This window comes from Bradyrhizobium sp. Leo114 (assembly GCF_055229415.2).
In genome coordinates, this window is record NZ_JBUYEN020000009.1 from 93,394 (window position 1) to 108,194 (window position 14,801).

At 62.5% G+C, this 14,801-nt stretch carries 11 protein-coding genes; 8 read left to right on the forward strand and 3 right to left on the reverse strand.

Annotated elements, in window-relative coordinates; all coding sequences use genetic code 11:
* Positions 1-35: 35 nt before the first annotated feature.
* The 4 genes from ACZIRK_RS13100 to ACZIRK_RS13115 all read left to right on the forward strand — a co-directional run bounded on the left by ACZIRK_RS13100 (position 36) and on the right by ACZIRK_RS13115 (position 8,811).
* On the forward strand, positions 36-6,317 hold the full coding sequence (locus ACZIRK_RS13100; protein WP_463327433.1) for a HAMP domain-containing protein: 6,282 nt from the start codon (positions 36-38) through the stop codon (positions 6,315-6,317).
* Positions 6,318-6,332: 15 nt separating this feature from the next.
* Positions 6,333-7,829 (forward strand): sensor histidine kinase, encoded by a 1,497-nt coding sequence (locus tag ACZIRK_RS13105; protein ID WP_035691260.1) that lies wholly within the window; start codon positions 6,333-6,335, stop codon positions 7,827-7,829.
* A gap of 406 nt (positions 7,830-8,235) precedes the next feature.
* Positions 8,236-8,445, forward strand: coding sequence for a hypothetical protein (locus tag ACZIRK_RS13110; RefSeq protein WP_028166427.1), 210 nt, complete (start codon positions 8,236-8,238; stop codon positions 8,443-8,445).
* Positions 8,446-8,607: 162 nt separating this feature from the next.
* Positions 8,608-8,811, forward strand: coding sequence for a hypothetical protein (locus tag ACZIRK_RS13115; RefSeq protein ID WP_028166426.1), 204 nt, complete (start codon positions 8,608-8,610; stop codon positions 8,809-8,811).
* A 539-nt stretch (positions 8,812-9,350) separates the two neighbouring features.
* Here ACZIRK_RS13115 and ACZIRK_RS13120 read toward each other — a convergent pair.
* Positions 9,351-9,782, reverse strand: a complete 432-nt coding sequence (locus ACZIRK_RS13120) for a CBS domain-containing protein (protein ID WP_028166425.1) — start codon at positions 9,780-9,782, stop codon at positions 9,351-9,353.
* Positions 9,783-9,946: 164 nt separating this feature from the next.
* Here ACZIRK_RS13120 and ACZIRK_RS13125 point away from each other — a divergent pair, with 164 nt between their 5' ends.
* Positions 9,947-10,165: a DUF6894 family protein gene (locus ACZIRK_RS13125; RefSeq protein ID WP_028166424.1), complete on the forward strand. Its 219-nt coding sequence runs from the start codon at positions 9,947-9,949 to the stop codon at positions 10,163-10,165.
* Here ACZIRK_RS13125 and ACZIRK_RS13130 read toward each other — a convergent pair.
* Positions 10,162-10,446: a hypothetical protein gene (locus tag ACZIRK_RS13130; RefSeq protein WP_463327434.1), complete on the reverse strand. Its 285-nt coding sequence runs from the start codon at positions 10,444-10,446 to the stop codon at positions 10,162-10,164. The genes ACZIRK_RS13125 and ACZIRK_RS13130 overlap by 4 nt on opposite strands.
* Before the next feature lie 169 nt (positions 10,447-10,615).
* On the opposite strand from ACZIRK_RS13130, the gene ACZIRK_RS13135 reads away from it, so the two are divergent.
* The gene (locus ACZIRK_RS13135) at positions 10,616-10,876 is read left to right on the forward strand and encodes a hypothetical protein (RefSeq protein ID WP_463327435.1); all 261 of its coding nucleotides are present in this window, start codon (positions 10,616-10,618) and stop codon (positions 10,874-10,876) included.
* 109 nt (positions 10,877-10,985) lie between these two features.
* Here the strand turns inward: ACZIRK_RS13135 and ACZIRK_RS13140 are convergent, their stop codons facing one another.
* Entirely contained in the window at positions 10,986-11,720 is a 735-nt protein-coding gene (locus tag ACZIRK_RS13140) for a DUF72 domain-containing protein (RefSeq protein ID WP_130231374.1), read from the reverse strand.
* Between the two features lie 299 nt (positions 11,721-12,019).
* On the opposite strand from ACZIRK_RS13140, the gene ACZIRK_RS13145 reads away from it, so the two are divergent.
* Both ACZIRK_RS13145 and ACZIRK_RS13150 read left to right on the forward strand, forming a co-directional pair.
* Positions 12,020-13,048 (forward strand): HlyD family secretion protein, encoded by a 1,029-nt coding sequence (locus ACZIRK_RS13145; protein WP_463327436.1) that lies wholly within the window; start codon positions 12,020-12,022, stop codon positions 13,046-13,048.
* Complete coding sequence (locus ACZIRK_RS13150) at positions 13,045-14,652, forward strand: DHA2 family efflux MFS transporter permease subunit (protein ID WP_463327437.1); 1,608 nt, start codon at positions 13,045-13,047, stop codon at positions 14,650-14,652. The genes ACZIRK_RS13145 and ACZIRK_RS13150 overlap by 4 nt, the downstream gene beginning before the upstream one ends.
* Positions 14,653-14,801 lie beyond the last annotated feature (149 nt).

The following is a 14,801-nucleotide window of genomic DNA, read 5'->3' on the forward strand; positions in this document are numbered from 1 at the left end:
AAATTTAAAGCCGGCCAACGTGCAGGGGGAATTTTATGAGCGATTTGGGTCCGGCTCCTCGTAGTCGTGGCGAACCCCGCCGTAACAAACAAAACGGCAAGATCGATCCCGCCCAGGACCTGTTGCAGTCGCTCCAGGCGATGCGGGCCGGTGACTTCACCGCGCGCATGCGCGGCGACTATCTCGGGATTGACGGCAAGATCGCGGACGCCTTCAACGAGATCGCCGCGGCGAACGAGCGCATGGCCCAACAGCTCGAGCGCGTCGGCCAGGTCGTCGGCCGCGAGGGACAGACCCGCCAACGGGTGAATCTCGGCCTTTCAAGTGGCTCTTGGGCGGACATGGAAGGCTCGATCAACACCCTGATCGACGACCTTTTGTGGCCGACCCGGGAAGTGACGCGCGCGGTCGCGGCGGTCGCACAAGGCGACCTGCTGCAGACCGTTCAGCTTGACGTCGAGGGGCGGCCACTGCGCGGCGAATTCCTGCAGTCGGCGAACATCGTCAACACGATGATCAAGCAGCTCGGCGTGTTCACGTCGGAAGTCACGCGCGTGGCACGGGAAGTCGGCGTCGAGGGCCGGCTTGGCGGGCAGGCCCAGGTGCCGGAGGTGACCGGCGTCTGGAAAGATCTGACCGAGAGCGTCAACTCGATGGCCAACAACCTGACAGGTCAGGTCCGCAACATCGCGGAGGTGACGATCGCAGTCGCCAATGGCGACCTTTCGAAGAAGATCACGGTCGACGTCCGCGGCGAGATCTTGCAGTTGAAGGAAGCGATCAACACCATGGTCGACCAATTGCGCTCGTTCGCGTCCGAAGTGACGCGCGTCGCGCGCGAGGTGGGTACCGACGGCAAGCTTGGCGGCCAGGCGATCGTGCCCGGCGTGGCCGGCACGTGGAAGGACCTGACCGATTCCGTCAATGCGATGTGCGGCAATTTGACCGCGCAGGTGCGCAACATCGCCAACGTGACGACCGCGGTGGCGCGCGGCGACCTGTCGCGGAAAATCACCGTCGACGTGCGCGGCGAAATCCTGGAGCTGAAAGACACCATCAACACGATGGTCGACCAGCTCAACGCCTTCGCGGGCGAAGTGACGCGCGTCGCGCGCGAGGTCGGCACCGAAGGCAAGCTCGGTGGCCAGGCCCAGGTGCCCGGTGTCGGCGGCATCTGGAAGGACCTGACTGATAACGTCAACTTCATGGCGTCCAACCTGACCGCCCAGGTCCGCAACATCGCCGACGTCGCCACTGCGATCGCCGGGGGCGACCTTTCCAAGAAGATCACGGTGAATGTGTCAGGCGAGATCCTTCAATTGAAGGAGACGCTGAACACCATGGTGGACCAGCTCAACGCGTTCGCGTCCGAAGTCACGCGCGTGGCGCGTGAAGTGGGCACCGAAGGCAAGCTCGGCGGTCAGGCCAACGTGCTCGGCGTTGCCGGCACCTGGAAGGACCTGACTGATAACGTCAACTTCATGGCGTCCAACCTGACCGCCCAGGTCCGCAACATCGCGGAAGTGACGACGGCCGTGGCCAATGGCGACCTCTCGAAGAAGATCACGGTCGACGTGCGCGGCGAAATCCTGGAGCTGAAGGACACTATCAACACGATGGTCGACCAGCTCAACGCCTTCGCGTCCGAAGTCACGCGCGTGGCGCGCGAGGTCGGTACCGAAGGCAAGCTCGGCGGACAGGCGCTGGTGCGCGGCGTTGCTGGCACCTGGAAGGACCTGACCGACAGCGTCAATTCGATGGCATCGAATCTGACGGGCCAGGTTCGCAACATCGCGGAAGTCGCAACTGCGGTGGCGAAGGGTGACCTGTCGAAGAAGATCACCGTGAATGTGTCAGGCGAAATCCTTCAATTGAAGGAGACGCTGAACACCATGGTGGACCAGCTCAATGCGTTTGCGGGCGAAGTGACGCGCGTGGCGCGCGAGGTCGGCACCGACGGCAAGCTGGGTGGCCAGGCGGAAGTGCCTGGCGTCGCCGGCACCTGGAAGGACCTGACCGATTCCGTGAATTCGATGGCGGGCAACCTCACGGCGCAGGTGCGCAACATCGCGGAGGTCGCGACCGCGATCGCCGGCGGCGACCTGTCGCGCAAGATCACGGTCGACGTGCGCGGCGAGATCCTGCAGCTCAAGGAAACGCTGAACACCATGGTCGACCAGCTCAACCGCTTTGCGGGTGAGGTGACGCGCGTGGCACGCGAGGTCGGCACCGAAGGGCGTCTCGGCGGCCAGGCCAACGTGCCCGGCGTGGCCGGCACCTGGAAGGACCTCACCGACAGCGTCAACTCGATGGCCGGCAATTTGACCGCCCAGGTCCGCAACATCGCGGAAGTCACCACCGCCGTGGCGCGCGGCGACCTGTCGCGCAAGATCACGGTCGACGTGAAGGGCGAAATCCTTGAGCTGAAGAACACCATCAACACGATGGTGGACCAGCTCAACGCCTTCGCTTCCGAGGTGACGCGCGTGGCGCGCGAGGTCGGCACCGAAGGCAAGCTCGGCGGCCAGGCAGAAGTGCCGGAGGTCGCCGGCACCTGGAAGGACCTGACCGACAACGTCAACTTCATGGCGTCGAACCTGACGGCCCAGGTCCGCAACATCGCGGAGGTCGCGACCGCGATCGCCGGCGGCGACCTGTCGAAGAAGATCACCGTGGACGTCCGCGGCGAGATTCTGCTCCTGAAGGAAACGCTGAACACGATGGTGGAGCAGCTCCGCTCCTTCGCGGCTGAAGTCACGCGCGTGGCGCGCGAGGTCGGCACCGAGGGCCGGCTGGGCGGTCAGGCCGTGGTGCCTGGCGTCGCCGGCACCTGGAAGGACCTCACCGACAACGTCAACCTGCTGGCGGCCAACCTCACCACTCAGGTGCGCAACATCGCGGAAGTCACCACCGCGGTGGCGCGCGGCGACCTCTCGCGCAAGATCACCGTCGACGTGAAGGGCGAAATCCTCGAGCTGAAGAACACCATCAACACCATGGTGGACCAGCTCAACGCGTTTGCGGGCGAAGTGACGCGCGTGGCGCGCGAAGTCGGCACCGAAGGCAAGCTCGGCGGCCAGGCCGAGGTGCGCGGCGTCGCCGGCACCTGGAAGGACCTGACCGATACCGTGAACGTGATGGCCGCCAACCTGACCGAGCAGGTGCGCGGCATCGTCAAGGTCGTGACGGCGGTCGCCAATGGCGATCTGAAGCAGAACCTGACCGTGAAGTCGAAAGGCGAGGTGGCCGCGCTCGCCGACACCATCAACAACATGACCGAGACCCTGGCGACGTTCGCCGATCAGGTCACGACCGTGGCGCGCGAAGTCGGCGTCGAGGGCCGGCTCGGCGGGCAAGCCAACGTGCCCGGCGCCGCCGGCACGTGGAAGGATCTGACCGGCAACGTCAACCTGCTGGCCGCCAACCTGACCTCGCAGGTCCGCGCCATCGCGGAGGTCGCAACCGCGGTGACAAAAGGCGACCTGACCCGCACCATTCAGGTCGACGTCCGCGGCGAGGTGGCCGAGCTCAAGGACAACATCAACACCATGATCGGTAACCTCCGTTTGACGACGGACCGCAATACCGAACAGGACTGGCTGAAGACCAATCTCGCCAGGTTCACCAATATGCTGCAGGGGCAGCGCGATCTGTCGACCGTGGGACGGCTGCTGCTGACCGAATTGGCGCCCGTGATCAACGCGCATATGGGCGTGATCTACCAGGTCGAGAGCGCCGAGATCCCGCAACTGCGTCTGTTGTCCGCCTATGCCGACGACGGCGCCAAACCGCATCCATCAATCGTGCGCTTGGGCGAGGGACTGATCGGCCAATGCGCACTGGACAAGCGGCAACGGCTGCTTTCGGACATTCCTGATGACGTGGTCCCGGTGAATTCGGCGCTGATGCGCGTGCTGCCCAAGAACGTGGTGGTATTCCCGGTCCTGTTCGAGAACCAGGTCAAGGCTGTGATCGAGTTGTCTTCGCTCGCGTCGTTCACCGCCTCGCAGATTACCTTTGTAGAGCAGCTCACCGACAGCGTCGGCATCCTGCTCAACAGTATCGAGGCGACAATGCAGACCGAGGGCCTGCTAAAGCAGTCGCAACAACTCGCGGGCGAGCTTCAGGCCCAGCAGCGCGAATTGCAGCAGACCAACGAGCAACTCGAACTGAAGGCGCAACAGCTCGCCGAACGCAACGTTGAGGTCGAACGCAAGAACCAGGAAATCGAGCAGGCGCGCCGTGCGCTGGAAGAAAAGGCGAGCGAGCTTGCGCTGACCTCGAAATACAAGTCGGAATTCCTGGCCAACATGTCGCACGAGCTGCGCACGCCGTTGAACAGCATCCTGATCCTCGGCCAGCAGCTTTCGGACAATCCCGAAGGCAATCTTGCGCCCAAGCAGGTTGAATTCGCCCGCACCATCCACGGCGCCGGCACCGACCTGCTCAATCTGATCAGCGACATCCTCGACCTCTCGAAGATCGAGTCCGGTACCGTGACCGTGGACGCCGAGGAAATCCTGACATCGAGCCTGCTCGAAACCGTCGGCCGACCGTTCCGCCATGAGGCGGAAAACCGTCATCTGTCGTTCAGCATCGAGGTCGACGAGACGCTTTCCCGCAGCATGGTCACCGACTCCAAGCGCCTGCAGCAGGTGCTGAAGAACCTGTTGTCCAACGCCTTCAAGTTCACCGCCGAGGGCGGCGTCAAGCTGACCGTCTCGGCCGCGGTCGGCGGTTGGAGCGCCGAGCATCCAATTCTCAACACCGCACCCGCGGTCGTCGCCTTCGAGGTGAGCGATACCGGCATCGGTATCCCCCTGGACAAGCAGAAGCTGATCTTTGAAGCGTTCCAGCAGGCGGACGCCGGCACCAGCCGTAAATATGGCGGCACCGGCCTTGGCCTTGCGATCAGCCGCGAACTCGCGAGCCTGCTCGGCGGCGAGATCCATCTGCGAAGTGCGCCGGGCAGAGGCAGTACCTTCACGCTCTATCTGCCGCTGAAATATTCCGGCCCGAGCGTTGCGCTTCGCGTGCCCCCCGCGCTGCCCTTATCGCAGGGCGGTGCGCCGGCGTTGCAGGCGCCCGCAACGCAGGAGCGCGTGGCGGAGGTGCTGGACGACCGGCTCAATCTCGAGCCCGGAGACATGATCCTCCTGATCGTCGAAGACGACCCGCATTACGCGCGGGTCCTGGTCGATCTCGCACGGGACAAGGATTTCAAGGTCCTGGTCGCGAACCGCGGCGCCGAGGCATTGGACCTCGCCAAGCAGTTCCAGCCGACCGCGGTTTCGCTCGATGTGTTCCTGCCCGACATGCTCGGCTGGACCGTGCTGAGCCAGCTCAAGCACAATCCGCTGACCCGGCACATACCGGTGCAGGTCATCACGCTCGACGAGGACCGGCAGCATGCGCTGGCGCGCGGCGCCTTCTCGTTCGTCAACAAGCCCACGACGACCGAGGGCGTCAGCGCGGCGCTCGCCCAGATCAAAGAATATGCAAGGCCGCGACGCAAGCGGCTTCTAATCGTGGAGGACAATCCGGCCGAACGGCTCAGCATCAAGGAGCTATTGGATCATAAGGACGTCGAGATCGTCACCACCGGTACCGGAGCCGGGGCGCTCTCGACCTTGCGAAGCATCCCTTGCGACTGCGTCGTACTTGATCTGCGGCTGCCCGATATGAGCGGCTTTGAGGTGCTCGACGAAATCCGCAAGGATGAAAGCCTGTCCAATGTTCCGATCGTAGTCTTCACCGGACGGGAACTCTCGGCCGAGGAGGATGCCGAGCTTCACACAATGGCGCGCAGCATTGTCGTAAAAGGCGTCGAATCCCCGGAACGTCTGCTCGACGAAACGTCACTGTTCTTGCACCGTGTCATCACTGAATTGCCGATTGAAAAGCAAAGGATGCTCGAGAAACTTAACAGTTCCGATGAGGATCTCATTGGCAAGACGGCGCTTCTCGTCGACGACGACGCGCGAAACATCTTCGCGCTTTCCAGCGTGCTCGAACGGCGTGGTATGAAGGTACTGACGGCTACGACGGGCCACGAGGCGATCGCGCTAGTCGAATCCAATCCCAAGATTGCCATCGTCCTGATGGACATCATGATGCCGCAGATGGACGGCTATCAGACCATCGGCGTGATCAGGCAGAATGCGGCGCTTGCCCGTCTTCCGATCATCGCACTGACCGCGAAGGCGATGAAGGGCGACCGAGAGAAATGCCTGGAAGCGGGCGCGTCGGATTATCTGGCCAAGCCGGTGAACACCGAGCAATTGCTGCTCGCCATCCGCATGTGGCTACATCGCTGAAGCGGCATGAAGATGATGGACCATGAAAAGGTAAACATCCTTCTGGTCGACGATCAGCCGGCGAAGCTGCTGGCCTATGAAGTGATCCTGAAGGAGCTCGGCGAGAATCTGGTGGTGGCCGCGTCGGGGCGGGAAGCGCTCGAGTTTCTGCTCAAGAACGAAGTCGCGGTCATCCTGGTCGACGTCTGCATGCCCGAGCTCGATGGTTTCGAGCTCGCGGCCATGATCCGCGAACATCCGCGCTTTCAGAAGACCGCGATGATTTTCATCTCGGCGATCCAGGTCAGCGATTTCGATCGGCTGCGCGGCTATGAGATGGGCGCGGTCGACTACGTTCCGGTGCCGGTGGTGCCGGAAGTGCTGCGCGCCAAGATTCGTGTCTTCGCCGAGCTTTACCGCAAGACCCGGCAGTTGGAGCGGCTCAATTCCGAACTTGAGGACCGCGTCCGCGCGCGCACCGCTGAGCTCGAGCAATCGACCGCGCGGCTGGTCGAAAGCGAACAGCGTCGCAGCATGGCGATTGCTGCCGGCAAGATGGGCTCCTGGGACTGGGACTGGGTCAACGGCGACTGGATGTGGGACGATGGCCAGTACAAGATCTTTGGCGTCGATTCCAAGAGCTTCGAGCTGACATCCGCGAACATTCAAGCGCTGTTTCATCCCGAGGATTTCGATGGCTTGCGCGAGGCCTGGACCGAATTCGCGAAGGGCGTGAAATCATACGAAGCCGAATTCCGCATCATCCGCCCCGACGGCGAGGTGCGCTGGTGCGTCGGCACGGCGGCTGCGACCACCGACAAGAAGGGCCGCGTGGTGCGGGTCAGCGGCGTCACCGTCGACATCACCGACCGCAAGCGTGCCGAAGAACGGCAGAGCCTGCTCACGCGAGAAGTCGATCATCGCGCCAAGAACGCTCTCGCGCTGGCGCAGTCGATCGTACGGCTGACGCGCGCGCAGAATGTCAACGCCTATGTGCAGGCGGTCGAGGGCCGGATCACGGCGCTGGCGCGGGTTCACACCGTGCTGTCGCTGTCGAGCTGGCAGGGCGCGGAAATCCGGCGACTGGTGGCCGAAGAAGTAGCGCCGTATTCGGAAGCCGGACAAATCCAGTACGAGGGTGCGGAGGTCCAGCTTGAGCCTGCCACGGCGCAAACACTGGCGCTGGCGCTGCACGAGCTCGTCACCAACTCCGCGAAGTATGGCAGCCTTTCCTCGCTGTCAGGTCGGCTCGCCATCACCTGGGAAGTGCAGAGCGATAGGCTGATCCTGGCGTGGGTTGAAACAGGTGGACCGCGCGTGACCAAACCGACCTCCAAGGGATTCGGCACAAGGAGCGTGATCGCCAGCATCGAGACCCAGCTTGGCGGCAATGCCGATTTCGATTGGCGCCCTGAAGGCCTGGTCTGTCGCCTAACGGTGCCGTTGCAGGGAAAGCCGCGCACGGAGGCTGCTTCATATCGAGATATGAATGCGCCAGGATCGGAGCCGGCGCTCAGTTCGCGCACTGCGTAGCCGCGACGGATCAGGCATCGGAAGCCGCGATTAGGAACGTTCTCGTCACTGGCCGATTAGTTTCATCGACGTCTTAAGGATGGCTTGCGATGAAACTGACACGAATTGCATTGGCTTTCGGATTCATGCTGTGCCCCGCGCTCGCACTGGCGCAAACGGGTGGCGCACCGAGCGGGCGCGGATCGACCACGGGAGACCCGGCCGCGAGCTCCGCCACGCCAGGCTCCGCGCCGACAACCGGCAGTGCAACGAGACCGAGCCGGAGCGGTAGCGGGACATCGACTTCAGGCGGGCGGGACAACAATGGCGACGCCGGCCGGGACAGAATGCCCGAGAGCAACATGACCGTTCGCCCGAACGATCCAGACAAGAAGTAATCGCGAAGACGTTTGCAACGGAGAGGAAGATGGGACTTGCGCAATACGCCATCGTGCCAATTCGCGACCAATGGGGAGTGCTGCACGACGGCGTTGTGAACGGTGAATATGCGACCAAGGAATCCGCGTTCGAATCGGCCGTCGCTGCTGCATCTTTGGCGATTCGGCAGGGCCATGAAGTGCATGTGAGCGTGCCGGCGCGGGAGCAGGGCGAAGCCGCCATGCAGTCCAAGCCTTAGCTGCGGAGGAGCGAGGGTTGCCAAGAGAGGGCCGTTGGGCTGTTTTTCGAGTGATCCGTTCCCGCCTAGCCGTTTATTTTGTTCGCGCGAAGTAACCTGAGTTAGCGACGATAGATTGTTGGAAGCGCGATTCTATACTCACTTGCGAAGCGGGAGACTTCCATGACGGCAAAGCGCAATCGAAGAAAGAACAGCGTGCCGTTCGACGAGCGGCTCCAGAGAGCGGCAGACGAGGCACGCGCGGCAGCCGAGCAGTTGCCGCAAGGTGAGGCGCGCGACGCATTGCTGAAGAAGGCAAGGCAAGCGGAAACCGCCGCTCATCTGAACGAGTGGCTGACATCGCCCGGCCTGCAATCGCCGCGCTAAGATGACGATGGATCGCAAGGCTGCCTGTCTGGCGCAGGCCGATGCCTGCCGGGCGAGGGCGCAAGCCGATCCAGCAAATAGCGATCACTGGATCGAAGAATCGATCAAATGGCTCGAGCGAGCCATCGATCCAACGGGCGGCCTCTCGATGACTTTCGAGACGAAGGATGAGCAGCAGCTCACATCAGATGGCGCCGTCGCCCCGATCGCATCTTTCGACGTCCGAGCCTCGTCAACCAGAACCGACGGGACCTAGTCGGATTTCAACCAGAACCGACGGGACCTAGTCGGATTCGACATAAGCCATTCGCGAACAAGCGATCGCACCCAAGGCGATAACGACGCCAGCGGCGATCAGGAAACTCGGCAAGTATAGGGACACGGTCGGCGAACCGGCGGTCTGCCGCACATGGTTGGGACTGTTCATCCCAGCAGATATCTCAGCATCCCCGTGAGCAGTGCCGCGCTGACGATCGCCAATGTCGCGCAAAGCAGGTCTAGGTTGAGGCTGACTTTGTCGTGTTGATGCTCGTGCATCGCTATAGCTGTGCATGTTGGGCGCTGGGACGAGAAATCTCGCTCAGCGCCACGCCGGCGCTGTCACCGCCGTTGGCCTGCGCAATATCGCCGAGCGCAATGATACCGACCAAACGCTTTTCGCGATTGAGTACGGGCATGCGACGGACCTGAATCTCGCCCATAATTGCCGTCACTTCGTCGAGATCCTGATCTTCGAAGCAGTACTTCACCTCGGCAGTCATGACGTCCCGGATCCGCGCCTCCGGCCCACGGCCCATGCCGACGCCGCGAATAGCGATATCGCGGTCGGACACCATGCCGACGAGGCGGTCGTTCTCGGTGACCGGCAGCAGTCCGACGCCGAGTGCGCCCATAGCCTCTGCCGCATCCTTCAAGCTGTCTTCAGGAGTACAGAGCTGAACGTCGGGGGTCATCGCATCGCAAACTCTCATGGCAGACCTCGCTGTCGTCGTTTAGCGCCTAACCGATGTTGCGGATCGGCGTTCCTTCGGGCCGCAGGATTTTCAAGGCGGGACCGAACGGCGGCTACGACCGGGAACCAAGTCGGGCTGTCGTACGTAGTCTGGGGTGAGACGATGCCAGGCGGGAGCGAAAAATGCCGCTCTACCATTTCGATCTCGTCAACACCAAGACGGTTGCCGATCAAGGCGGCGCGGAACTCGCTGACGATATCGCCGCGATGGATTCGGCCGACAACATCGCACGGCGGCTGCTCGGCGAACACCCGGACCTGAAGAACAGGCACTACTCGATCCTTGTCACCAACGAAGACGGTGACGAGATTTGTCGATTGCCGCTAGACATCATCCACTAGGCAAGACGCGCTGCGCCTATGACCGATCTTATCGCGAGATCAACGACAACTCGATGGTGCGTGCGCGCTTGTATTGCTGAAACGCGGAAATGGCGCGGTTTGACAGCACAAGCCTGTTGTGCTGGCCTTGGCTGATCATGAAGGCGACTTTTCTCGATCAGGAAATGGTGTGCTTCCACCGGATCATCGATTTCGCCAGCCCGCCTGAGGTAGTCCCACGCGATCTGTACCGCGCTCTCCAGCAGCACGGGAAAGGACTCGTCCTTGAACCACGCCGACATGCCGGTTCCTCGAATTTACTGGGGAACCCGGTTTGCCGTATTTGGTTCCTAAGTGTTCTCGCGATCTATTGAGCGTGGATGGCGAAACGCACGAACTTGCGTCCACGGCGGTAGGAACCGGTTCGGGCGGCGCCGGGTTGTGCCGAAAGGTCAATCCAAGGAGATACCGATGAAGAAGATCATTCTGGCCTCTGCATGCGTTCTGGCATTGTCTGCCGGCGGCGCGCTCGCGCAGCAGGCCCAGCCCGCGCCCGGTGCATCGAGCGAGGGCAATGTCGGGCCTGGCGCGACACCGCGTACGAGTACGCACATGAACAAGAAGGGCATGACGACCGGCGCCGGCGGCGGCTCGAGCCGCGCGGCCCATCCTTCCAGCCATGGTGCCGGGACCAAGAGCGACAAGGGGACGCAATCGGGCGGCCGATATTAGACCGATGCGATCAAGAAAAATGCCGGCCATGAGCCGGCATTTTTCGTCAGGAACGTTGCCTGATCAACTGGCTGCAACTACTGATCGAGGGCGCTCGATCTGCTGGTTCCTACTTTCCCCCTTCAATCAATTGTCGCAGGGCAGCCGCGTCGGCGGGCGCGGCGCTCTTCTGGTCGTTGTCGAAATAGACGTAGACGTCGCAGCCCTGCTTCTTCCAGGAACGAATGCGCTTGGCCCACTCCGCCAGTGTCGCATCGCGATAATGGCCCTTATATCGGCCGCCGGGGCCGTGGCCTCTGACGTAGACGAAATCGGCGGTGCGCCTCCACGGTGCCGGCGCGTCGTGATGGTCCGAAATGCACAGCGAGATGTTCGCATCGGACAGTAGTCGCATGACCTTCGGGGCATACCAGCTTGGGTGCCGAAACTCGAAGCTGTAGCGGCGCTCTTTCGACAGGAGCTTGAGGAAGGAGGCGAGGCGATCCGGCTTAGCCTCAAACTGCGGCGGCAGTTGAAACAGGATGGGACCGACCTTGTTTCCCAGCAGCGACAGGCGAGCTTCGAGCAGCTCGAGACTGTTGACCGAGTTCTCCGACAGGCGCTTCCAATGTGTGATAAACTTGGACGCCTTCCAGGCGAAGACAAATTCCTGATCCGTCTGCTCGCGCCAGCCCTTCACCGCTTCGGGCGTTGGCGTGCGATAGAAGACGCCGTTCAATTCCGTGGTCGGAAATTGGCTTGCGTAGTAGCGAAGCTGGTTCTTGAGCGGCAGGCCCTTCGGGAAGAACGGCCCGCGCCAGGAATCGTAGTGCCAGCCGGATGTCCCGATCAGAATGCGCGCCATAAACTCGCGATGCGTTGGAGCGAAATGAAGCACAGAGAACCGGCACTCTGTGTGAGGGTTCCAATTCCAATCGGTAATCCCGGTCGTTCGCCGGAACCATGGTCTGACCGCGCGGTTAGCCAAATCGATTGCAAATGATCTCCTTCGCTTGAGGTGCTGTCGTGGATGCCATGACCCGAGAGCATGGGCAATCCGCAGAAGAAACGCGGCCTCCGGAACGCGCTCCCGAACAGAAGCCTGAATTCAGGGATGTCGGCGAAACGCAAGACAGCCCGCCGACCGCGCCCGAGAAGCCATCGATGCGCGATCGGCTCCGCGAGCATTGGCTGTTGGCGATCGTGGGCGCCTGCGTTCTCCTGGCTGCGCTGATTGGCGGCGTCGTCTATTGGCTCGAGGTCCGTAACTACGAATCTACCGACGATGCTTTCGTCGCCGCCCGCAGCTTCTCGGTTGCTCCGAAGGTCGGCGGTTACCTTGTCGATGTGCCCGTTACGGATAACCAGCACGTCAATGCCGGCGATCTGCTCGCCCGTATCGACGATCGCGACTACAGGATCGCGGTCGACCAGGCCGAGGGGCAGGTTGCAGGAGCGCGGGCCAACATCGCCAATCTCGAGGCTCAGATCACCAGCCAGCAAGCCCAGATCGATCAGGCGCGAGCGCAACTCGCGCAAGCCGAAGCGCAACTGCAATTCGCGCAGCAGGAGGCCGCGCGCGCCGATGATCTGCTGCAGAAGGGCGCCGGCACACTGCAACGTGAGCAACAGACCAAGTCCGATCTCGAAGCGCAGCAGGCCAACACCACGCGTGCGAGAACGGCGGTAACGGTGGCGGAGCTTGGGATCAAGCCGCTGCAGGCCCAACGCGAGAGTGCCAAGGCCTCGCTGCAACAGGCAGAGGCACAGCGCGATCAGGCCAAGCTCAATCTCGACTATACCAACGTCACAGCGGCCCAGTCCGGGCGCGTCGTCAAGCTGAGCGGCGCGAAGGGCACATATGCGATGGCCGGGCAGAGCATCATGATGTTCGTGCCCGACGAGGTCTGGATCGTCGCCAACTACAAGGAGACCCAGCTTCGCGACATGCGTCCGGGCCAACCCGTCGAATTCAGGATTGACGCTTATCCGGACCGCAAACTGACCGGACGCGTGGACTCGGTGCAACCCGGCTCGGGTACGGCGTTCAGCCTGCTGCCGGCGGAGAACGCCACCGGCAATTACGTGAAGGTCGTGCAGCGCGTGCCGGTGAAGATCGTGGTCGATCATTGGCCCGCCGACGTCCCCGTCGGCCCCGGGATGTCGGTCGTGCCCTGGACGAAAGTGCGATGACCGACACGACGCAGGCCGGCGGCTGGTCGCCGGAGCGTTCCGCCGCCGGTGGACACAATCCCTATCTCATCGCCTTCGTCGTCTCGATCGCGACCTTCATGGAGGTGCTGGACACGACGATCGCCAACGTCGCGCTGCGCCACATCGCGGGCGGACTGGCGGTCGGGATCGACGAGAGCACTTACGTCATCACCAGCTATCTCGTCGCCAACGCGATTGTGCTGTCGATTTCCGGCTGGCTCGCCACCGTGATCGGACGCAAGCGCTTCTACATGATGTGCGTGGCAACCTTCAGCGTGGCCTCGCTTCTGTGTGGGTTTGCCTGGAGCCTGGAATCTCTGGTGCTGTTCCGCATCGTGCAAGGGCTCGGCGGAGGAGGCATGGCGACCTCCGAGCAGGCGATCCTCGCCGACTCTTTTCCGCCGGCCAAGCGCGGCCAGGCGTTTGCGATCTACGGCATCGCGGTCGTGGTGGCGCCGGTGATCGGGCCGACGCTCGGCGGCTGGATCACGGACACCTATTCGTGGCACTGGGTGTTCCTGATCAACGTGCCGATGGGATTGCTTTCGCTGTTCCTTGTGGGGACGCTGGTGAACGAACCCTCGGGTGCGGAGGAGGAGCGAAGGGCATTGCTCCGCAAAGGACTTCGCGTCGACTATGTCGGTTTCGCTCTGGTTGCGATCGGGCTCGCCTCGCTCGAATTCGTCCTCGACGAAGGCCAGCGCAACGACTGGTTCGGATCGAACATGATCCTGGTTTTTGCGCTGGTTTCCGCCTTTTGCCTGCTGGCGCTGATCCCCTGGGAATTGACGCGCGAGGAGCCCATTATCGAGCTTCGCCTGCTCGGCCAGCGGCAGTTCGCGGCTTGTTTCCTGGTCATGCTCGGCACCGGCGCAGTCTTGATTTCGACCACCCAGATCCTGCCGCAACTGCTGCAGGCGGACGAGAACTATACCGCGACGCTCGCGGGTCTCGCGCTGTCGCCGGGCGGCATCTTCACGATGGTGATGATGCCGATCGTCGGCAGGCTCGTGAGCGTCGTCCAGCCGAAGCACCTGATCATGCTCGGCGCCATGATCGTGACGCTCTCGATGTGGCATCTCACGGGGCTCACCCAGGATATCTCCTATGGCTATGCGGCGTGGTCGCGCATCTTTCTCGGCATCGGGCTGCCGTTCCTGTTCCTGCCGGTGACGACGGCCTCCTACGATGGCGTGCCGCCGGAGAAGACCAACCAGGCGTCGGCGCTGATCAATGTCGCGCGCAACATCGGCGGCTCGATGGGAGTCGCGCTGGCGCAGACCGTGCTGGCGCAACGCCAGCAATTCCATCAGAGCCGGCTGGTCGAGCATGCCGCGCCATCCGACATCGGTTACCAGCAGACCATCGATGCGATGACGCGCTACTTCCAGGCGCAGGGCTCCAACGCTTCCGAGGCGGCATCGCAGGCGATCGCATGGGTCGGCCAGACATTGCAGCGCCAGATCGACTTCCTCGCCTATATCGATGTGTTCTGGACGCTCGCAGTCATCGGCGCCCTGATGATCCCGCTCGCGCTGAGCATGCGCTCGATCGATCTCAACGCGCGGGCAAGAGGACATTGACGGCCAAATCGTCGCAACCACAGACGCGATTGTGAAATGAGCCAGCCAAGGTTCTGGGCTATGGATGCGTGTTCGCGAGATCATCGTCTCGCGTGAGGATATGAAATGCCCTGGAAGCCAGTTGCAGCGAGCGTCGTGCTGGCGGCCTT

Coding starts and splice junctions, on each gene's coding strand:
- ACZIRK_RS13100 (WP_463327433.1), top strand. CDS start 36: ATGAGCGATTTGGGTCCGGCTCCTCGTAGTCGTGGCGAACCCCGCCGT.
- ACZIRK_RS13105 (WP_035691260.1), top strand. CDS start 6,333: ATGGACCATGAAAAGGTAAACATCCTTCTGGTCGACGATCAGCCGGCG.
- ACZIRK_RS13110 (WP_028166427.1), top strand. CDS start 8,236: ATGGGACTTGCGCAATACGCCATCGTGCCAATTCGCGACCAATGGGGA.
- ACZIRK_RS13115 (WP_028166426.1), top strand. CDS start 8,608: ATGACGGCAAAGCGCAATCGAAGAAAGAACAGCGTGCCGTTCGACGAG.
- ACZIRK_RS13120 (WP_028166425.1), bottom strand. CDS start 9,782: ATGAGAGTTTGCGATGCGATGACCCCCGACGTTCAGCTCTGTACTCCT.
- ACZIRK_RS13125 (WP_028166424.1), top strand. CDS start 9,947: ATGCCGCTCTACCATTTCGATCTCGTCAACACCAAGACGGTTGCCGAT.
- ACZIRK_RS13130 (WP_463327434.1), bottom strand. CDS start 10,446: ATGTCGGCGTGGTTCAAGGACGAGTCCTTTCCCGTGCTGCTGGAGAGC.
- ACZIRK_RS13135 (WP_463327435.1), top strand. CDS start 10,616: ATGAAGAAGATCATTCTGGCCTCTGCATGCGTTCTGGCATTGTCTGCC.
- ACZIRK_RS13140 (WP_130231374.1), bottom strand. CDS start 11,720: ATGGCGCGCATTCTGATCGGGACATCCGGCTGGCACTACGATTCCTGG.
- ACZIRK_RS13145 (WP_463327436.1), top strand. CDS start 12,020: ATGCGCGATCGGCTCCGCGAGCATTGGCTGTTGGCGATCGTGGGCGCC.
- ACZIRK_RS13150 (WP_463327437.1), top strand. CDS start 13,045: ATGACCGACACGACGCAGGCCGGCGGCTGGTCGCCGGAGCGTTCCGCC.